Raw genomic sequence first — 19,443 nt, forward strand, 5'->3', positions numbered from 1 at the left:
GTATAGTGGATATGAGTTTGCCACTACGTGAAGCGCGAGATCAGTTTGAGCGTTTGTATTTTGAGCGGCTGATACAGCAGACAGAAGGTAATGTGACTTATATTGCAGAACTGGCCGAAGTTGAGCGCACTCACCTGTACCGCAAATTAAAACAATTAGGTGTGAAGATACCTAAGAAATGAAACAGTCCCTGTTCTTAATTACAGAAAATTTTCTGTAATTTTGTACTGATAAAATATGAAACGGGGATGGCTGCTGCTATCCCCGTTTCATAAGATTAGAATGCCACGCGCGTCGTACCGCCACCACTGAGTACACGGACTCTGTCGCCAACGCGGAATTGTTCGTTGACATCAACAGCCTGAGTGATAGCGATGGTGCGGCCTGAATCAAGTCTTACTGTGATTTCCACGCCATTTTGGGCTGTCACTTTCTCTTCTATTGCTGAGCCGCCCAAGCCACCTAAGACTGCGCCCAAGACTGCACCAGCAATCTGACCATTTCCACCACCAATCTGGCTGCCAGCAATACCGCCGACGGCAGCACCGCCTATGGTGCCTACAGGAGATTTAGTGCCCTCAATTTTAACGTTGCGCAGCGCCTGGATGACACCCATTTGTACTTCTTGTACTGTCCGTGCCTGATTGCGCGAATAGTCACTACTACCTAAACCACCGGCACAACCAGTGAGTGCCAGCGTGCTAACCATGAGTGCTGCAAGTAATTTGTTCATTTTCAAGCTCCCGTGAAAGATATGATATAGATAATACTGCTTATACAAGGTTCAGTTTGTAACCAAATGTTTCTTCAAATTTGGTCATAATTTCTGCACGCGCAGGGGTATGGTTTTGACCGCCGCGAGAGGCGATTTTTATCGCGCCCATGAGTGAAGCCAGGCGACCGGTCGTAGCCCAATCGAAATTATGTGTGATGCCATAGAGTAGCCCCGCGCGGTATGCGTCGCCACAGCCGGTAGGGTCGACGACTGCGGTAGCCGCAGCACATGGGATGTCAATAATAGCGTTGTCATAATGAATTTGCGAACCGGCTTCACCTCGGGTGACGATGAGGGCGCGTACTTGGCTGGCTAGTTCTGTCAGTGTTTTCCCTGTGCGCGCTTGCAGCATTTCAGCTTCATAATCATTTACCGTCACATAGTCAGCCAATTCGATAAATGCAAGCAGGTCAGCACCATCAAACATCGGCATGCCCTGACCCGGATCGAAAATAAATGGCACGCCTGCGGCTTTGAATTCACGGGCATGTTGCAACATGCCGTCGCGCCCATCTGGCGAAACAATACCGATTTTCGCATCAGGTGCATCACTGACATGGTTGAGATGAGAAAAATTCATCGCACCAGGGTGAAATGCGGTAATTTGGTTATCCGCCAAATCGGTGGTGATAAATGCTTGTCCAGTATAACTATCATCAACAGCGCGAATGTGTGTGCGGCTGATATTGAGTTTATCTAAGTGCGCAGCATAAGGCGCAAAATCGATACCGCAAGTTGCCATGATGGTTGGCTCGCCGCCTAATAATTGCAAGTTGTAGGCAATGTTGCCGGCACATCCGCCGAATTCACGACGTAACTCAGGCACAAGGAAAGAAACATTCAGCATGTGTATCTTTTCCGGCAGGATATGGTTTTTGAAATGGTCCTGAAAAACCATGATGGAATCGAAAGCAAGTGAACCACAAATCAGAGCGGACATAATGAATGTAGGGGAAAAATAAAATTAGATTATAGCCCACACCACGCTGCAAGCTTCATCAAAAGTTAATCATAGCATCATGAATTTGTCGTATATCCGGCTTAATCTGAGCTTCATGAATAAAACCCTGAAATACCTTATCTGGAGCGTGCCATTACTGCTACAAGCTAATGACGTTTATGCTTGGGGGCTTTATACACACGTATTTTTTGCACAATGGCTGGTTTGGGGTGTGCCGCTGCTGGATGGCGAATTGCGCCGTGCAGTGATGCGTTATCCAAAATTGGTGATGGCGGGGGCATGTTTGCCAGACTTGGCTTTGGTTGGCAGCGCGGTCCGGACGAGCGCATTTACCAACACGCATGACTGGGAGCCAGCGCAAGTGATGCTCAATGCCGCGCGTAATGATCAGGAGCGTGCATTGGCGGTAGGATTTTATAGCCACTTGTTTGCTGATGTCGTTGCTCACCATCATTTTGTTCCCGCGCATGAGCGCCTGTGGATGGATTGCCCTGTGCTGACTCATACGATATCCGAGTGGATGATGGATGCGCATCTAAGTGAGCACGTGTTGGCAACGCCCAAGCAATTGTTGATGGATGGCAGTGCCGAAATCGTAGCTTTTGTTGCATTTCATTTTTCTGTTCCTGAACAACAGGCTAAATCAGCAGTACGCTTATTGGCACGCGCCGACCACGGCTTGCGCTGGTGTCGTGTGCCACAGTTTCTATATAAGAACATCATGCGCTGGGATAAACGAGTTGCGTCACGATTTGATTATTTTATCAATGTGACCAATACCCGTTTTGCTGAATTAAATCAGGTGCTGGCTGGCGCATCTCCGATGCTTGCAGCCAACGGCGGTTGTGCCAAGGTGACCAGGCAGCGGATCAATAGTTATACGCCCCACGAAATTCAGTCTGGACACCCTTTGCCTGAGGATTGTTTTTGGTCGTGAAAGTAGTAGTGAGTTGAGATTGATGGGAACCATGAAAGCTTTATATTTTATTCACTAAAGCTCAATTTAAAGACCTCATATCCTAAGCTGTATTTATGATTTGATTTCGCTCACTAACCAGTTACATAGTAAAAATAGCCCTACCCCTCCAATTAAGCCAAATGCTCCATAATAACTAGTTCGCATCAGCTCATTGCCACCTACAATAGCTGCATACCCAAGAACACCTAAAAAATTAACAAGCACGATTAAGATTAATAATAAACCAATTGCATAAAGCCACACGCGATCGCTAGGATTGTTTTTCAATTTTTCCTGTCGTAGTCTGCTCAATAGATTTAAAAATCTAATTTGATAGGAAAAAGTAAAGGCAATCCAAACGCTAAATCCTGCAAACAATATGTTTTCGCCCATGAATCAATTCCCCCCGATTAACAATTTATACGATGTTTTTTTGGGGTCAGTTCTAACTTTACTGCATGTCCCCGTTTCCATGAAAATTATACGCTTGTTCCACAATACGATAATCCGTCCTTTTGCTGTTTCTAGGTTAAAATCCAACATTGAATTGAGTGGGCTCTGGCTGGTTTGGGGTCGTTGGTTAATTGATTGGGGTTGTGTATGAAATTTCAGCGTATTTGTGTGTTGGGTGGTAGTGGTTTTGTGGGTTCTGCGATTATACAAATGTTGGCGGCACAGGGACGTGAAGTGCGGGTGTTGACACGTAATCGTGACCGCGCCAAGGCGTTGACTGTATTACCTACCGTAGAAGTATTTGATGCCAATATCCATGATCAAGTCGAGCTGAATCGTCATTTTGAAGGTATGGATGCGGTGATTAATTTGGTTGGGGTGCTGCATGAGGGGCATGCTAGCAGGGTGGATAAGCCTTCTGCACGTCGTGGAGATTTTCACGAGAATCATGTTGAGTTACCACGCAAGATGTTGCATGCGGCAGCGGCGAATGGTGTGCAGCGTGTGTTGCACATGAGTGCGCTGGGTGCGGATCCAACTTCACGCAGCGCTTATCAACGCTCTAAAGGGGTGGGTGAGGCGTTGGTGCGTGAATCAAGTATGCCTAGTTCAGACAATGAGCGCTGGTATTTGGATGGGCCTAAATTTGTACATGGCTATGGTATGAATACGACTATTTTCCGTCCATCGGTAATTTTTGGTCGTGGCGATAGTTTTTTGTCGATGTTCGCAGGCTTGGTGAAGATGCTGCCAGTAATCCCTTTGGCGAATGCAGGGGCTAAATTTCAGCCGGTATGGGTTGAGGACGTAGCACAGGCGTTTGTGGATGCGCTGGATAATACAGCCACTTTTGGCGAGACTTATGATTTATGTGGGCCACAAGTTTATACCTTGCAAGAGCTGGTTGAGCTGACTGCACAAGCTATCAATAAGCATCCGCGTATTATTCCACTGTGCAAGAATTTGTCATATGCACAAGCATGGGCGATGGAATTGATGCCTGGTAAGAAGTTGATGACGCGTGATAATTTCTATGCGATGTTGGTTGATAACGTGTGTAGTGGTGAGCATCCAGCACCGCATAACTGGAAGCCGAGTGCGTTGGCCGCAATAGCACCTGATTATTTGAGTGGTGAGAATCCTCGTGGGCGTTATGATGCGTTTAGGCACTCTGCAGGCAGATAACATGCAAGTCTATGCGGTAGGTGGCGCAGTACGCGATAAGCTACTGGGTTTGCCTGTCAAAGACCGTGATTTTGTGGTGGTGGGGGCGACGCCTGAAATGATGGTGGCGCAGGGTTACTTGCCGGTGGGCAAAGATTTCCCAGTATTTTTGCATCCGCGTACGCGTGAAGAATATGCGCTGGCACGGACTGAGCGTAAAACTGCACCGGGTTATAAAGGCTTTGTGATTCATGCAGATCCAGATGTGAGTCTGGAGCAGGATCTGGCGCGGCGTGATTTTACCGTCAATGCGATTGCACAGGCTGATGATGGGTCGTTAATTGATCCTTATCAGGGGCAGTTAGATTTAGCGTCACGTGTATTTCGTCATGTGAGCGCAGCGTTTAGTGAGGATCCTGTGCGCATTTTGCGTGCAGCCAGGTTTATGGCGCGATTCGAAGATTTTTCCATTGCCCCTGAAACCATGCAATTGATGCGGGATATGGTGGCGGCGGGTGAAGTTGATGCGTTAGTGCCAGAACGTGTTTGGCAAGAGTTGGCGCGTGGATTGATGGAAGTGCATCCATCGCGGATGTTTATGACCTTGCGTGAATGTGGTGCGCTGGTGCGGATACTGCCAGAGGTCGAAGCATTATTTGGCGTGACCCAGCCTGAACAGCATCATCCTGAAATTGATACGGGTGTGCATGTGATGATGGTGGTGGATTATGCTGCGAGCATGAATTTTGAATTGCCTGTGCGCTTCGCAGCATTAATGCACGATCTGGGTAAGGGAATAACGCCTCGTGAACTCTGGCCGAAACATCACGGACATGAGGGTAGTGGTGTGGCGTTAGTCAAGGCGATCTGTGTGCGTTTGCGTGTGCCCAAGGAGTGCGCAGATTTAGCTGTGCTGGCAACCCGTTATCATGGCGATATCCATCGCGCACAACAATTGCGGGCAGATACAATAGTGAAGCTCTTCGGAGCAGTTGATGCATATCGACGTCCTGAACGATTTGTGCAATTGTTGCAGGCGTGTCTTGCTGATGCGCGCGGGCGTTTGGGGTTTGAAAAGGTGGATTATCCGCAGATGGATTATCTGCTCGCAGCATTGCAAGTGGCGACGAATATAGATACGGCGGGGATAGTCGAAAATACGACTAATCCTGCGAAAATTGGTGAGTGCATAATAGCAGCAAGAGCAGCAGCATTGACTGAATGGATAAATAAATGAAGCTTATTATTTTGGATCGCGACGGCGTGATTAATCAGGACTCGGATCAGTTTATTAAACGTCCCGATGAATGGAAACCTATACCTGGGAGTTTGGAAGCGATTGCGCGTTTAAATCAGGCGGGTTATCGCGTGGTGGTGGCGACAAATCAGTCAGGCGTGGGTCGTGGTTTGTTTGATATGGCGATGTTGAACGATATTCATGCCAAAATGCATAAATCGGTAGTGAATGCGGGCGGTCGTATTGATGCAGTATTTTATTGTCCGCACTCGGCGGAAGAAAAGTGTGCCTGTCGTAAACCGTTGCCAGGTATGTATCTGGAAATTGCTGAACGGTATGACACTGCGTTGCAAGAAGTGTATGTGGTAGGTGATAGTCTGCGTGATTTGCAGGCCGCTGCTGCAGTTGCGGCTTTGCCTATATTGGTGTTGACAGGTAAAGGTGAGAAAACTGAGAAGGCGGGTGGGTTACCCGCAGGTACTCAGGTATTCGCCGATTTGGCAACTGTGGTTGATAGGTTATTAATATTGTGATGGTATTGCGGTCAACGGTGTTTTTGTTGTTGCAGGCGGCATTGACGGTGATATTTGCAGTGTTTGCAGTAATGACGTTCCCTTTTTCTATTTTTATGCGCTATCGTGTTATTACACTCTGGAATCGCAGCATAATCTGGCTGGCGCGCTGGATATGTGGCATACGTTATCAGGTGATTGGGCGGGAGAACTTGCCATCAGCGCCAAGTATTATCATGGCGAAACACCAGTCGGCATGGGAGACTATTGCGTTGCCAATATTGTTACCGCCGATGGCTATCGTATTGAAGCGTGAGTTATTGCGCATCCCATTTTTTGGCTGGGGTATGGCAATGCTGTCGCCGATTGCGATAGACAGAGCTGATGGGCGGGCGGCGTTGCGGCAGATTACTGAACAGGGTAAGCAGCGACTGGCCGATGGTCTGGGTGTGTTGATCTTCCCTGAGGGTACGAGGGTGGCGCATGGTCAAATTGGTAAATATGGTATTGGTGGTGCATGGCTAGCAACGCATGCTCAGGCGCTGGTTGTGCCAGTTGCGCATAATGCGGGTCAGTGCTGGTCCAAAAATGCTTTCCTGAAACGGCCGGGCTTGATAACGGTGAGTATAGGACCAACTATAGACCCGCAAGGAATGAAACCAGATGCGCTTAACCAGGTTGTGCAAACATGGATAGAGCAAGAAATGGCGCGGTTGCCTGATGCCCAAGCGACTCGTTAGTGTTGAGTCGCGTTCGCTGCAATTACATGATCAGCTTTGCGCTTATCAATTAAAACGCAGTAGCATACGACGTACATTGGCACTGTTGGTAGGCAGGCAAGGTTTGGTGGTGCATGCGCCCTGGCGGTTGTCACTGCATGAGATTGAGCATTTCATTCATGCCAAGTCAGCATGGATATGGGCAAAATTGCAGCACTATGCAACGCAAAATAACTCATCGTGGGTATGGCACAATGATATGCGATTGTTATATCTGGGGCGTGAAATTAATTTGAATGTGAGTAATCACTCTCGCCAAATTTCGCTGGTAGGCGATGTGTTGCATGTGCCTAGTTTAGCACCAGAGAAAATTATTGCCTGGTATAAAACTGAGGCTGTACGAATTTTCCAAATGCGTCTGGCAGAATTTTCGCCGCGGCTGGATAAGTTACCGAGCGCATTGAGTTTAACAAATGCGCGTACGCGTTGGGGTAGTTGCACGAGTGCGGGTGTGATCCGTTTGCATTGGCGCTTGATACAAGCGACCATGGCTGAAATTGACTATGTGTTGGTGCATGAGTTAGCACATATGAAACATATGAATCATGGTGTCAGGTTCTGGCAACGGGTAGAAACATTGTTGCCTGATTACCAGCAGCCACATCGGCAGTTGCGCCAAGTGGGACATCGATATCATGATATGTGTACTGAACTATCATAGAGTTGAGCATCTAATAGATAGAGTTAACGCGCAATATTGCGCGATATCAAAGGGAAGAAAATGCGTTTGTCAATTTGGTCTTATGCAGTATTGGGTTTGGTTTCGGTGTTGTCGATGCCGGTTATGGCGGCGACAAGCGAGAGTAAAGTAGTAACCACAGAAGCTACACTGCCAAAGTTAGTGCTTACCAACCAAATACTTTATCAGTATCTGGTGGCGGAAATTGCGGCTCAGCGTGGTGATCTGAAGCTGGCAAGTGAGGCTTATCTGGACTTGGCAAAACAGACGCGTGATCCGCGTATTGCCAAGCGGGCTACTGAAGTGGCAATTTATGCGCAGCAAGCGCAAGCGGCGGAGTCAGCTTCGAAATTATGGCTGGATTTGGATCCTGAGTCAGCGCGTGCTCGTCAGGCTGCTGCGGGAATATTGTTGAATGGCGGTAAATTAGTTGATGCACAGCCCTATCTGCAGCAGCTGTTAAAAGCTAATGCGGCACAAGCAGGTACGGAGTTTATTCGTATTAGTGCATTGTTAGACAAGCAGGCAGATAAAGCAGCAGTTTATAATCTGATGCAGAGTTTGACGCAGGATTATGCGACGGTGCCAGAAGCTCAGCTGGTGCTGGCGCAAGCTGCTGCCAGGGCAAATCAATTTGATGCAGCACTGCTGGCACTGGACAAGGCTGATAAATTAAAAGCGAACTGGGAACCTGCGGCCATGCTGCGTATGGAGATAGTGGGGCGAGATGGCCGACCAGAAGGGGTGACGTTTGCTCAGTCTTACCTCAAACAGAATCCAGGTGCACGTGAAATGCGTCTGGCTTATGCGCGGATGTTGTTAAAGCAAGGTCAGTTTACCGCTTCGCGTGAACAATTTCAGTTGCTAGCTAAAGCGGTTCCTACCAGTGCTGAAATGCAGGTTGCAATAGGGTTGATTTCATTGCAGTTAGGTGAGATGGATACGGCTCAGACAGCATTTAAATCGGCATTGGATTTGAATTATGCTGACGCAGCTATGATACGTTTGTATTTAGGCCAAATCGCAGAAGCGCAAAATAAACCGGATGAAGCCAAGACCTGGTATCTGAGTGTGCCGGCAGGTGATAATTACCTGACTGCACAGGCAAGATATGCGGGTATCCTTGCAAAACAAAAAGGTATGGAGCAAGCGCGCACTTACTTACATCAAGTTAAAGTGAGTGGTGAGGATGAGCGGATACAGCTTATTCAGGCTGAAGCCGAACTGCTCAGAAATGCAAAAGATGATGTGGGCGTATACGCTTTATTAACCAAGGCGTTGGCTGCGCATCCGGATTCTACAGAATTGCTCTATGACAGGGCGATGGCGGCAGAAAAGTTAAACCACCTTGATGTGGTAGAAAAAGATTTACGTCAATTGCTCAAGTTACAACCTAATCATGTGCATGCATTAAACGCACTTGGCTATACTTGGGCAGATCATAATATGCGCTTGCCAGAAGCGCTGACATTATTGCAACAAGCATTAAAATTATCACCGAATGATCCGTTCGTGTTGGATAGTATGGGTTGGTTGCAGTATCGTTTAGGTAATTTCAAAGATGCGGTCGACTATTTGCAGCGAGCTTATAACGAGCGGCGTGATCCTGAAATTGCGGCGCATTTGGGTGAGGTAATGTGGGTGCAGGGTCAACATGATGCAGCACGTACAGTTTGGCAGGATTCTTTGAAAGAAGCGCCTGAAAATGCAAGTTTAATGGCAGTGATGGCGAAGTATAAATAATGTTGCGTGTACTGCTGCTCGGGTTGCTGCTCAGTGTTGCGGGGTGTGCCAGTACACCGCCTGTCGTTCAAGTTCAGCAATTAAATCCGACGGCCGCCAGAGCATTTGTATTGGATGGGCGTATAGCGATGCATTACCAGACCAATGCCGCATCTGCTAATGTGCATTGGGTGCATAGTCAGGCTCAGGACGAAGTTACATTGTCATCCCCTTTAGGATCCACACTTGCCGTGCTGACGCGTGATGAATATGGTGTGCGCGTGGTTGATAGTGAGAAGAAAGTGTATGCCGGTCAGGATGTCACTGAATTAACTGAGCGCCTGCTGGGTGTGCGAATTCCATTGGATTATTTGGCATACTGGGTATTGGGGCAGGCTGTGCCTTATGCGCATTTTGAAACTAAAATGGACGCGGCGTCCATGCTGGCAAGCTTGCAACAAGCGGGCTGGACTGTTAGTTACCAGCGTTGGCAACAAGCGGGTGGCTATAATCTGCCGAATAAGTTGAGTGTGACAGGCGAAGGTGGTGAATTGCGTATGGTAATAACGCGGTGGTATCTCAATGGTGAGGGAGTATGAATTCGTTAGTTTGTGCCGCGCCTGCTAAATTGAATCTGTTTTTGCATGTTATCGGCCGACGTTCTGATGGTTATCATTTATTGGAGAGCGTTTTTCGATTTATCGATTATGGCGATACTGTAACGTTAACTCGTCGTGCTGACGGCCTGGTAATAAGAGAATATGAAAATGTGGAAATCGCTGAAACAGTTGATTTGTGTTTGCGCGCAGCGCGATTGCTGCAACTGGAAAGTGGAACAGCATATGGCGTATCGATAGGATTAGATAAACGCTTGCCGCTGGGAGGTGGTTTGGGTGGTGGCAGCTCTGATGCGGCAAGTGTCTTGCTAGGATTGAATCAGTTATGGGAGCTGAACTGGAGCAGGCAGCGTTTACAGGATTTGGCGCTGCAGTTAGGTGCTGATGTTCCCGTTTTCATTTTTGGCGAAAGTGCATTTGCACAAGGAATCGGCGAGATATTGCAATCGGTTACATTGCAGCCGGCTTGGTATGTGGTGCTGGTTCCTGATGTGCATGTGTCTACACCTAAGATTTTTGCATCAGAACAATTGACAAGAGACAGTAAAAGCATCAGAATAGCGGACTTTTCTAGGTCTGAGATATTTTCAGACTTAACAAGAAATGATTTGCAAAGTGCAGTGTGTGGTATTTATCCTGAAGTCGTTGAAGCATTAGCTTGGTTAGGTCAGTTTGGCTTGGCACGGATGACAGGTTCGGGCGCATGTGTGTTTGCAGAGTTTAAAGATGAGCAAGCAGCAAGGCTCGTTTATGATAAGTTACCGGCTGATGTGCGCGGATTTGTCGCGCAGGGATTGGATACTCATCCATTAAAGAATTTCGCGACGTAGTGCGAGCTACGGAGCAAACGTAACAACAGGGGTGTCGCCAAGTGGTAAGGCACTGGATTTTGATTCCAGCATTCGTAGGTTCGATCCCTACCACCCCTGCCAGTATTGTTTTAGCTAATAAATAAAAAGCGTGTAATCTGTTTTACACGCTTTTATTTTTTGTGGCTAATTTTGATGTTAGTGATGCGGTTTTGCGGGGTGTGTTGTGGCCTACGATAGCTTGATGGTGTTTACCGGGAATGCAAATCCTCGGTTGGCGGAAGATGTGGTGCGTCATCTCAATATTCATTTGGGGCGAGCAACTGTTGCACGTTTTTCAGATGGTGAGGTGATGGTTGAGCTGCTCGAGCATGTTCGTGGTAAGGATGTGTTTGTGTTGCAGTCAACATGTGTTCCAACCAATGACAGTTTGATGGAAGTCATGGTGATGGTTGATGCCTTGCGTCGTGCATCTGCAGGACGTATCACGGCAGCTATCCCTTACTTTGGTTATGCGCGTCAAGATCGTCGCCCACGTTCAGCGCGTGTAGCAATTACTGCAAAAGTAGTGGCTAACATGTTAGCCGGTGTGGGTGTTGATCGTGTGCTGACTATGGATTTACATGCCGATCAAATTCAAGGTTTCTTCGATATTCCTGTTGATAATATTTATGCATCACCGATATTGCTGGGGGATGTGTGGAAACAATCATATTCTGATTTAATCGTGGTTTCACCTGACGTTGGTGGTGTTGTACGTGCGCGTGCACTGGCAAAACGCCTGGAGTCAGATTTGGCGATTATTGATAAGCGTCGTCCTAAGCCTAACGTTGCCAAGGTGATGAACATTATCGGTGACGTTGAAGGGCGTACTTGTATCATCATGGATGATATGGTGGATACCGCAAATACCTTGTGTGAAGCAGCAAAGGCATTGAAAGAGCGTGGAGCTAAGCGTGTGGTTTCATATTGTACACATCCTGTGCTGTCTGGTACGGCCGTGCAGCGTATAGAACAATCGGCTTTGGATGAATTGGTGGTGACTGACACCATACCGCTACGAGAAGATGCAAAAGCAAGTTCACGTATACGCCAATTATCGGTGGCTGAATTGCTGGCGGAAACAATGCGTCGTATTAGTGACGAAGATTCAGTTAGTTCGCTGTTTATGGAATGATTTGTTGGTGGGGTAACCTGCTATGTGTTCATCGCCTGGTCGCGGGGATGAATTAACCTTGGATGTATGCATGTTGTGTGCGTCCTTAATTTTGGAGTAGAAAATGGAAGTTATTGCAAATAAACGTGACGTACAGGGTAAGGGTGCGAGCCGCCGCCTGCGTCGTAGTGGTAAAACACCAGGTGTTGTTTATGGTGGTAATCAGCCTGCCATGAATATTGAACTTGATCACAATGCAGTGTTTTACGCATTAAAGCGCGAAGCATTTCATTCATCAGTTTTGACCTTGGATATCGATGGGGCTAAAGAGTCTGTGTTGCTGCGTGATTACGTTATGCATCCATTCCGTATGGAAGTTCAGCACCTTGATTTTCAGCGCGTAGATAAAACCCATAAATTGCATGTTAGTGTGCCATTGCATTTTATCAATGCTGATGTTGCGCCAGGTGTGAAATTAAGTGGTGGTAATGTAAGTCATATTATGACTGAGTTGAATATTGCTTGTTTAGCAGATAGTTTGCCTGAGTTTATCGAGGTTGACTTGGCTAAATTGGAAGCGGGCCATTCGATTCACGTTGCTGATATTAAAATGCCAGCGGGTGTTGAGGTAGTATTGCATAAAGGTGAAAATCCACCTGTAGCAACTATCGTTGTGCCGCGTGGTGCCGCAACTGAAGAAAGCGCAGCTTAATAAATAAACCCATGGAGGCGATTAAGCTTATCGTGGGTCTGGGTAATCCAGGGCGTGAGTATGTTAATACGCGCCATAATGCGGGGTTCTGGTGGGTAACGCAATGTGCAGAAATAACGCGCATTGGGTTGAAGCCAGAGCCCCGCTTTTTTGCGGTTGCGGGGCGTCAATTAGGTGATGAAGCTTTGCATTTATTGTTGCCGCAGACTTTTATGAATCTGAGCGGTAAATCTGTGGCGGCATTAATGCATTTTTATAAAATTCCGGTAGAGGCGTTGCTGGTGGTGCATGATGAATTGGATTTGCAACCTGGTGAAGCGCGGTTAAAAAAGGGCGGCGGTCACGGCGGACATAATGGTTTGAAGGATATAGCGGCACAGTTGGGAACGTTAGATTTTTGGCGTTTACGTCTAGGGGTGGGACATCCTGGGCATAAAAGCGAGGTATCTAATTATGTATTAAATCCACCTAAGGTGGATGAAATGGGCGAAATTGAATCGGCAATCATGCGTAGTTTGCATGTGTTGCCAGAAATTCTACGCGGAGATTTATCTGCCGCAATGTTAAAACTTCATACTAAAGTGTAAATATCATGAGTCTTAAATGTGGCATAGTTGGCTTGCCCAACGTTGGAAAATCAACCCTATTCAATGCGTTAACGAGGGCAGGTATAGCCGCAGAAAACTACCCTTTCTGTACGATAGAACCAAATACCGGCATCGTAGAGGTGCCAGATTTGCGTATGGCGGCACTAGCTGAAATTGTGAAACCAGAGCGTATGCAACCTGCAATCGTTGAATTTGTAGATATTGCCGGTATTGTTGCTGGTGCATCGAAAGGCGAAGGTTTGGGTAACCAGTTCCTGGCAAATATCCGTGAAACGGATGCAATTACACATGTGGTGCGTTGTTTTCAAGATGACAATGTCATACACGTCGCGGGTAAAGTTGATCCCATTTCTGATATAGAAACCATACAAACTGAATTAGCATTGGCAGATTTGGCAACGCTGGAAAAAGCGGTAGCTCGTTATCAAAAGACGGCGCGTTCTGGAGATAAAGATGCGATAACTATTATGGCATTGCTGGATTTGGTACGTGCGCATCTGGATCAAGGTAAGCCAGTATATGCGATGGGCTTAGATGGCGATCAGCAGGCGCTAATTAAACCGCTATGCTTATTGACAGCAAAACCTGTGTTATACGCTGCCAATGTTGATGATAGCGGGTTTGAGAATAACCCTTTGCTGGACAAAGTGCGTGCCCACGCGGCTAAAGAAGGCGCGCCAGTAGTAGTAATTTGTGCCGCGTTAGAAGCAGAGCTAGTTGATATGGAAGACGAGGATAAAGTAGCGTTTCTGGCGGATTTGGGGCAGACAGAGCCAGGTTTAAATCGATTGATACATGCTGGATATAGTTTGCTGGGTTTAGAGACTTATTTTACCGCGGGTGTGAAAGAAGTGCGTGCATGGACAATACACAAAGGCAGTACTGCACCGCAGGCAGCTGGTGTCATACATACAGATTTTGAACGCGGATTTATTCGTGCTGAAGTTATAGCGTATCAGGACTTTATTGCGTGTAAGGGTGAGCAAGGCGCAAAAGAATCCGGGAAGATGCGATTGGAAGGTAAAGAGTATATTGTCAAGGATGGTGATGTCATGCATTTTAGATTTAATGTTTGACAAGTGCGAATAACTATTAGATAATAGCTGGCTTAATTTGGAGGGGTGGCCGAGTGGTTAAAGGCGACGGACTGTAAATCCGTTCTCTCAGAGTACGAAGGTTCGAATCCTTCCCCCTCCACCAGATTCGTAGTGAAAATTGCAAGCCATGCGTCAAGTCGCGCGGGATCTCAGGTGTGCGCGGGTGTAGCTCAATGGCAGAGCAGAAGTTTTCCAAACTTATGACGAGGGTTCGATTCCCTTCACCCGCTCCAATCGTTGTGCATGATATGGGTAAGTAGTGTAGTTTGGTATGGATTAAAGCCCATGTAGCTCAGTGGTAGAGCACTCCCTTGGTAAGGGAGAGGCCACGTGTTCAATCCACGTCATGGGCACCACATTAATATTGTAGTCATTGTTAGATTAAGAGGAATTAAATCATGGCAAAAGGCAAGTTTGAACGTACCAAGCCGCACGTAAACGTAGGCACAATTGGTCACGTTGACCACGGTAAAACCACATTAACAGCAGCGATTGCGACTATCCTCTCGAAGAAATTCGGCGGTGAAGCCAAGAACTATGCTGATATTGACTCAGCGCCAGAAGAAAAAGCGCGTGGTATTACTATCAATACTTCACACGTAGAATACGAAACAGAAAAGCGTCACTACGCACACGTAGACTGTCCAGGTCACGCTGATTACATCAAAAACATGATTACCGGCGCTGCACAAATGGACGGCGCAATCTTGGTTGTATCCGCTGCTGATGGTCCTATGCCACAGACTCGCGAACACATCCTGTTGGCACGTCAAGTTGGCGTACCATACATCATCGTCTACATGAACAAAGCAGACATGGTTGATGATGCAGAATTGCTGGAACTCGTAGAAATGGAAATTCGTGAATTGCTCAGCAAATACGACTTCCCCGGTGACGACACACCAGTTATCACCGGTTCAGCATTGAAAGCCCTTGAAGGCGACCAATCAGAAATCGGCGAAGCATCCATCTTCCGTTTGGCAGATGCGTTAGACAGCTACATCCCAGAACCGGAACGCGCAGTAGATGGCGCATTCCTGATGCCAGTTGAAGACGTATTCTCAATTTCTGGTCGTGGTACCGTAGTAACAGGTCGTATTGAACGCGGCATCGTAAAAGTTGGTGAAGAAGTTGAAATCATCGGCTTGAAGCCAACCGTTAAAACCACCTGTACCGGTGTTGAAATGTTCCGCAAGCTGCTAGACCAAGGTCAAGCAGGTGACAACGTAGGTCTGTTGTTGCGTGGTACCAAGCGCGAAGACGTAGAACGTGGTCAAGTTTTGGCTAAACCAGGTTCAATCAAGCCGCATACAAAATTCAGTGCAGAAATCTACGTACTGTCTAAAGATGAAGGTGGTCGTCATACACCATTCTTCAATGGTTACCGTCCACAGTTCTACTTCCGTACAACTGACGTAACTGGCGCAGTAGATTTACCAGCAGGTACCGAAATGGTGATGCCAGGTGATAACGTATCAGTATCAGTAGCACTGATCGCACCTATCGCTATGGAAGAAGGTCTGCGTTTCGCGATTCGCGAAGGTGGTCGTACTGTAGGTGCTGGTGTGGTCGCTAAAGTAATCGAGTAATAAGGATCTTGGGTTTGGCGGTCTTGGATTTATACAAGACAGTCAGACCCTTTTTGTTTTAATAGGCCAGTAGCTCAATTGGCAGAGTATCGGTCTCCAAAACCGAGGGTTGGGGGTTCGAGGCCCTCCTGGCCTGCCAAATTAACGGGAGTGTGAACGCCTTGAAATAAAGGCTCACAAGTTTCAGATGACCGAAAAAATCAAAATGCTGGCTGCTGCGTTATTAGTAATTGCAGGTATAGCCGGCTACTACTATTTTTCAGAAGCGGCTGCTTTTGTTCGCGTATTGTCAGTTTTAGTGGGTGTGTTTGCTGCAGTTGGTGTTATGTGGCAAACCCCAGTGGGCCAGCAGTTCTTCGTGTTTTCACAAGAGTCTGTGCGTGAAGCGAAAAAAGTAGTTTGGCCAAGTAGAAAAGAAACGATACAAACAACAGGTATCGTTTTTGTTTTCGTAATTGTGATGGCTGTGTTTCTATGGTTCGTCGATGCGGGTTTGATGTGGGCTGTAAAAATGCTGATGGGGCGGAGTGATACATGAGTAAACGTTGGTATGTAGTGCACGCCTATTCTGGCTTTGAGAAATCAGTACAACGTTCTTTTCTAGAGCGGATTGAGCGCGCTGGTATGCAAGATATGTTTGGCCAGATTCTTGTCCCAGTTGAAGAAGTAATCGAAATGAAGGCGGGTCAGAAATCAATTACTGAGCGTAAGTTCTTTCCAGGCTACGTGCTTGTAGAAATGGAAATGAATGATGATACGTGGCATTTGATTAAAGATACACCGAAAGTAACAGGGTTTGTTGGTGGGACAGCGATGAAGCCTACGCCTATCACAGCTAAGGAAGTTGATGCAATATTGCATCAGGTTCAAGAGGGTGTTGAAAAACCAAGGCCTAAAATCCTGTTCGAAATTGGTGAGTCAGTTCGTGTTATCGATGGGCCATTTAATGACTTTAATGGCGCAGTTGAAGAAGTGAATTATGAAAAAAACAAGTTGCGCGTATCGGTGTTGATATTTGGTCGTGCTACCCCTGTTGAACTGGATTTTGATCAGGTAGAAAAAGCCTGATAAGTAAAGAGCGATGTGAGTCGCTCAATTTTTGAAGTCGGGGAGATTGATCTAGTTTGATTAATCGTGATTACCCATTTTAGGAGTCGTCAAAGTGGCAAAAAAAATCGTTGGCTACGTTAAGCTACAAGTACCTGCGGGTAAAGCAAATCCAAGTCCTCCTATCGGACCAGCGCTGGGTCAGCGTGGTTTGAATATTATGGAATTCTGTAAGGCATTTAATGCTCAGACTCAAGGTCTGGAGCCAGGTTTGCCTATTCCTGTTGTGATTACTGCATATGCGGATAAGAGCTTCACTTTTGTGATGAAGACACCGCCTGCTACTATTTTGATCAAAAAAGCAGCTGGAATTACTAAAGGTAGTCCAAAGCCACACACAGACAAAGTGGGTAAATTAACACGTGCACAAGCTGAAGAAATTGCTAAAGCTAAAATGCCTGATTTAACCGCGGCTGATATGGATGCTGCAGTTAAGACAATTGCAGGTAGTGCTCGTAGTATGGGTATTGAAGTGGAGGGTGCATAAAATGGCTAAAATGTCTAAGCGCCAACAAGCGATTGCTGCAAAAATTGATCGCAATAAAAGTTATGCCGTGGCTGAAGCCTTGGCTCTGATTAAAGAAACTGCAACTGCAAAATTTGATGAGTCTGTTGATATTGCCGTTAATCTAGGTATTGATGCGCGTAAATCAGACCAGCTAGTACGTGGTTCGGTAGTGTTGCCACGTGGGACAGGTAAAACTGTTCGCGTTGCTGTATTCGCACAAGGCGAAGCAGCTAAAGCGGCTACAGAAGCTGGTGCTGATATCGTTGGTTTTGAAGATCTTGCTGCAGAAATTAAAGCAGGTCGTATGGATTTCGACGTGGTTATTGCGAGTCCTGATGCCATGCGCGTAGTTGGTCAGTTGGGTCAAGTGCTAGGTCCACGTGGTCTTATGCCTAACCCAAAAGTAGGTACTGTGACACCTGACGTTGCTGGTGCGGTCCGTAATGCACGTGCTGGTCAAGTACAATATCGTACTGATAAGGGTGGTATTGTACAGTGCACCATCGGCCGTGCCTCGTTTGAAGTAGATGCGTTGAGTGAAAACTTAGCTGCATTGGTAGATGCCTTAGTTAAGGCTCGCCCAGCTTCAGCTAAAGGTGTGTACATGAAGAAAGTTTCTGTATCAAGCACGATGGGTGTTGGTGTGCGTGTAGACGCAAACAGCATCGCGTAATAAAAATTATCTGCGATAAGCAGGTTGTAGAACTTTGGGCTGTCAGCGATTACCGCTGACAGGTTGTCAAAGACCGTAGGGTTTGATTGGCTAACTAGCCATCAATTTAATTGTAAGTCTAAAAGCTTGCTCCCAACGTAGATGGCGCTCCCTGAACCAGGATAAGCTTTTGCAGTGCAATGGTAACTCCTGATGATAGGTCGCCGACTCTCGGATGTTAGCAGGGTTTCTCCCCTGTTGGTGTTCGGTGTTTTTAAGAAGGAGGTAAGACCTTGAGTCTGAATCTAGAGGAAAAGAAAGTAGTTGTTGCCGAGTTAGGTAATGAACTAGTTGGTGCGCAAACCATCGTTGTTGCAGAATATCGCGGCATGGGTGTGGTTGGTATGACTACTTTACGTGCTAAAGCACGTGAAAATGGTGTTTACCTGCGTGTGTTGAAAAACACTTTAGTACGTCGCGCGGTTGCAGGAACTGCCTTTGAAGGTCTAACCAATGCTATGGTTGGCCCTTTGGTTTATGGTATTTCTAAAGACCCAGTGGCTGCAGCTAAAGTGCTGGCTGATTTCGCGAAAACCAATGACAAATTAATCATTAAAGCGGGTGCTATGCCTAATTTTGTAATGTCTGCTGCAGATGTTGCAAACTTGGCTAATATGCCTAGCCGTGATGAATTGTTGGCGAAATTGTTGGGCACTATGCAAGCACCTATTGCCAAGTTTGTTCGTACACTTAATGAAGTTCCAACCAAATTTGTTCGTGGTTTGGCTGCTGTACGCGATAAGCAGGCAGCTTAAGCTAACAAAATTATTTAATATTTACCCTTTTAATCAGGAGATTTACCATGGCTTTATCCAAGGCTGATATTTTAGATGCAATTGCAAACATGACCGTTCTTGATCTTTCTGATCTGATCAAAGAAATGGAAGAAAAATTTGGCGTATCTGCTGCAGCTGCTGTTGCTGTTGCTGCTGCTCCAGCTGCTGGCGGCGCTGCTGCTGCTGAAGAAAAAACTGAATTCGATGTGATCTTAACTGGCGCAGGCGAAAACAAAGTTAACACCATTAAGGTAGTTCGTACCATTACCGGTCTTGGCTTGAAAGAAGCTAAAGATTTAGTTGATGGCGCACCTAAAGCTGTTAAAGAAGGTGTTTCAAAAACTGAAGCTGAAGCAGTTCAAAAGCAATTGGTTGAAGCTGGCGCTACTTGCGAAGTTAAGTAATATTGTTGTTTTTGCATTATCTAAGCTGGTCTTAGGTAATGCAGAAAACATAAGACAGCAGGACAGCATAGTGCTGTCTGTTGTCTTTTGTCTTCTGCGCAGGCCCCT

The 19,443-nt window shown here is 46.6% G+C and carries 23 protein-coding genes and 5 tRNA genes; 25 read left to right on the plus strand and 3 right to left on the minus strand.

Features of this window, described 5'->3' with window-relative positions; all coding sequences use genetic code 11:
* Positions 1–277: 277 nt before the first annotated feature.
* Positions 278–733: an outer membrane lipoprotein gene (locus SFSGTM_RS02815; RefSeq protein ID WP_162083836.1), complete on the minus strand. Its 456-nt coding sequence runs from the start codon at positions 731–733 to the stop codon at positions 278–280.
* Positions 734–773: 40 nt separating this feature from the next.
* Positions 774–1,715 (minus strand): carbohydrate kinase family protein, encoded by a 942-nt coding sequence (locus SFSGTM_RS02820; protein ID WP_162083837.1) that lies wholly within the window; start codon positions 1,713–1,715, stop codon positions 774–776.
* A gap of 115 nt (positions 1,716–1,830) precedes the next feature.
* Here SFSGTM_RS02820 and SFSGTM_RS02825 point away from each other — a divergent pair, with 115 nt between their 5' ends.
* Positions 1,831–2,673, plus strand: a complete 843-nt coding sequence (locus SFSGTM_RS02825) for a zinc dependent phospholipase C family protein (protein ID WP_162083838.1) — start codon at positions 1,831–1,833, stop codon at positions 2,671–2,673.
* Positions 2,674–2,766: 93 nt separating this feature from the next.
* On the opposite strand, the gene SFSGTM_RS02830 is transcribed toward SFSGTM_RS02825, so the two are convergent.
* Positions 2,767–3,087, minus strand: coding sequence for a hypothetical protein (locus tag SFSGTM_RS02830; RefSeq protein ID WP_162083839.1), 321 nt, complete (start codon positions 3,085–3,087; stop codon positions 2,767–2,769).
* 207 nt (positions 3,088–3,294) lie between these two features.
* Here SFSGTM_RS02830 and SFSGTM_RS02835 point away from each other — a divergent pair, with 207 nt between their 5' ends.
* The 24 genes from SFSGTM_RS02835 (at position 3,295) to rplL (ending at position 19,335) form a co-directional block, all read left to right on the plus strand.
* Positions 3,295–4,332, plus strand: coding sequence for a complex I NDUFA9 subunit family protein (locus tag SFSGTM_RS02835; protein WP_162083840.1), 1,038 nt, complete (start codon positions 3,295–3,297; stop codon positions 4,330–4,332).
* 1 nt (position 4,333) lies between these two features.
* Positions 4,334–5,548 (plus strand): multifunctional CCA addition/repair protein, encoded by a 1,215-nt coding sequence (locus SFSGTM_RS02840; protein WP_162086180.1) that lies wholly within the window; start codon positions 4,334–4,336, stop codon positions 5,546–5,548.
* Positions 5,545–6,081: a D-glycero-beta-D-manno-heptose 1,7-bisphosphate 7-phosphatase gene (gene gmhB, locus SFSGTM_RS02845; protein WP_162083841.1), complete on the plus strand. Its 537-nt coding sequence runs from the start codon at positions 5,545–5,547 to the stop codon at positions 6,079–6,081. The genes SFSGTM_RS02840 and gmhB overlap by 4 nt, the downstream gene beginning before the upstream one ends.
* Positions 6,078–6,800, plus strand: a complete 723-nt coding sequence (locus SFSGTM_RS02850) for a lysophospholipid acyltransferase family protein (RefSeq protein ID WP_162083842.1) — start codon at positions 6,078–6,080, stop codon at positions 6,798–6,800. Before gmhB ends, SFSGTM_RS02850 begins: the two co-directional genes overlap by 4 nt.
* On the plus strand, positions 6,781–7,500 hold the full coding sequence (locus SFSGTM_RS02855; RefSeq protein WP_162083843.1) for a M48 family metallopeptidase: 720 nt from the start codon (positions 6,781–6,783) through the stop codon (positions 7,498–7,500). Before SFSGTM_RS02850 ends, SFSGTM_RS02855 begins: the two co-directional genes overlap by 20 nt.
* Positions 7,501–7,560: 60 nt before the next feature.
* Positions 7,561–9,261, plus strand: a complete 1,701-nt coding sequence (locus SFSGTM_RS02860) for a tetratricopeptide repeat protein (protein ID WP_162083844.1) — start codon at positions 7,561–7,563, stop codon at positions 9,259–9,261.
* Positions 9,261–9,839, plus strand: a complete 579-nt coding sequence (gene lolB / locus SFSGTM_RS02865; RefSeq protein WP_162083845.1) for a lipoprotein insertase outer membrane protein LolB — start codon at positions 9,261–9,263, stop codon at positions 9,837–9,839. Before SFSGTM_RS02860 ends, lolB begins: the two co-directional genes overlap by 1 nt.
* Entirely contained in the window at positions 9,836–10,687 is an 852-nt protein-coding gene (ispE, locus tag SFSGTM_RS02870) for a 4-(cytidine 5'-diphospho)-2-C-methyl-D-erythritol kinase (protein ID WP_162083846.1), read from the plus strand. Before lolB ends, ispE begins: the two co-directional genes overlap by 4 nt.
* 27 nt (positions 10,688–10,714) lie before the next feature.
* A tRNA-Gln gene (locus tag SFSGTM_RS02875) sits at positions 10,715–10,789 on the plus strand.
* A 103-nt stretch (positions 10,790–10,892) separates the two neighbouring features.
* Positions 10,893–11,843, plus strand: coding sequence for a ribose-phosphate pyrophosphokinase (locus tag SFSGTM_RS02880; protein ID WP_162083847.1), 951 nt, complete (start codon positions 10,893–10,895; stop codon positions 11,841–11,843).
* Between the two features lie 103 nt (positions 11,844–11,946).
* Positions 11,947–12,534, plus strand: coding sequence for a 50S ribosomal protein L25/general stress protein Ctc (locus SFSGTM_RS02885; protein ID WP_162083848.1), 588 nt, complete (start codon positions 11,947–11,949; stop codon positions 12,532–12,534).
* Between the two features lie 11 nt (positions 12,535–12,545).
* Entirely contained in the window at positions 12,546–13,121 is a 576-nt protein-coding gene (gene pth, locus SFSGTM_RS02890) for an aminoacyl-tRNA hydrolase (RefSeq protein ID WP_162083849.1), read from the plus strand.
* A gap of 5 nt (positions 13,122–13,126) precedes the next feature.
* Entirely contained in the window at positions 13,127–14,218 is a 1,092-nt protein-coding gene (ychF, locus tag SFSGTM_RS02895) for a redox-regulated ATPase YchF (protein ID WP_162083850.1), read from the plus strand.
* Between the two features lie 39 nt (positions 14,219–14,257).
* A tRNA-Tyr gene (locus SFSGTM_RS02900) sits at positions 14,258–14,342 on the plus strand.
* A 56-nt stretch (positions 14,343–14,398) separates the two neighbouring features.
* Positions 14,399–14,472: transfer RNA gene (locus SFSGTM_RS02905), tRNA-Gly, on the plus strand.
* Positions 14,473–14,520: 48 nt separating this feature from the next.
* Positions 14,521–14,595: transfer RNA gene (locus SFSGTM_RS02910), tRNA-Thr, on the plus strand.
* A gap of 42 nt (positions 14,596–14,637) precedes the next feature.
* Positions 14,638–15,828 (plus strand): elongation factor Tu, encoded by a 1,191-nt coding sequence (gene tuf, locus SFSGTM_RS02915; protein WP_162083851.1) that lies wholly within the window; start codon positions 14,638–14,640, stop codon positions 15,826–15,828.
* Between the two features lie 63 nt (positions 15,829–15,891).
* A tRNA-Trp gene (locus SFSGTM_RS02920) sits at positions 15,892–15,967 on the plus strand.
* Between the two features lie 48 nt (positions 15,968–16,015).
* Positions 16,016–16,366, plus strand: a complete 351-nt coding sequence (gene secE, locus SFSGTM_RS02925) for a preprotein translocase subunit SecE (protein WP_162083852.1) — start codon at positions 16,016–16,018, stop codon at positions 16,364–16,366.
* The gene (nusG, locus tag SFSGTM_RS02930; protein WP_162083853.1) at positions 16,363–16,896 is read left to right on the plus strand and encodes a transcription termination/antitermination protein NusG; all 534 of its coding nucleotides are present in this window, start codon (positions 16,363–16,365) and stop codon (positions 16,894–16,896) included. The genes secE and nusG overlap by 4 nt, the downstream gene beginning before the upstream one ends.
* 94 nt (positions 16,897–16,990) lie before the next feature.
* On the plus strand, positions 16,991–17,422 hold the full coding sequence (gene rplK / locus SFSGTM_RS02935; protein ID WP_162083854.1) for a 50S ribosomal protein L11: 432 nt from the start codon (positions 16,991–16,993) through the stop codon (positions 17,420–17,422).
* A gap of 1 nt (position 17,423) precedes the next feature.
* On the plus strand, positions 17,424–18,116 hold the full coding sequence (gene rplA, locus SFSGTM_RS02940; protein WP_162083855.1) for a 50S ribosomal protein L1: 693 nt from the start codon (positions 17,424–17,426) through the stop codon (positions 18,114–18,116).
* 272 nt (positions 18,117–18,388) lie between these two features.
* Entirely contained in the window at positions 18,389–18,910 is a 522-nt protein-coding gene (gene rplJ, locus SFSGTM_RS02945) for a 50S ribosomal protein L10 (RefSeq protein ID WP_162083856.1), read from the plus strand.
* 47 nt (positions 18,911–18,957) lie between these two features.
* Positions 18,958–19,335 (plus strand): 50S ribosomal protein L7/L12, encoded by a 378-nt coding sequence (rplL, locus tag SFSGTM_RS02950; RefSeq protein ID WP_162083857.1) that lies wholly within the window; start codon positions 18,958–18,960, stop codon positions 19,333–19,335.
* The last annotated feature ends 108 nt before the right edge of the window (positions 19,336–19,443 follow it).

The sequence above is a fragment of the Sulfuriferula nivalis genome (assembly GCF_009937995.1).
GTDB lineage: Bacteria > Pseudomonadota > Gammaproteobacteria > Burkholderiales > Sulfuriferulaceae > Sulfuriferula > Sulfuriferula nivalis.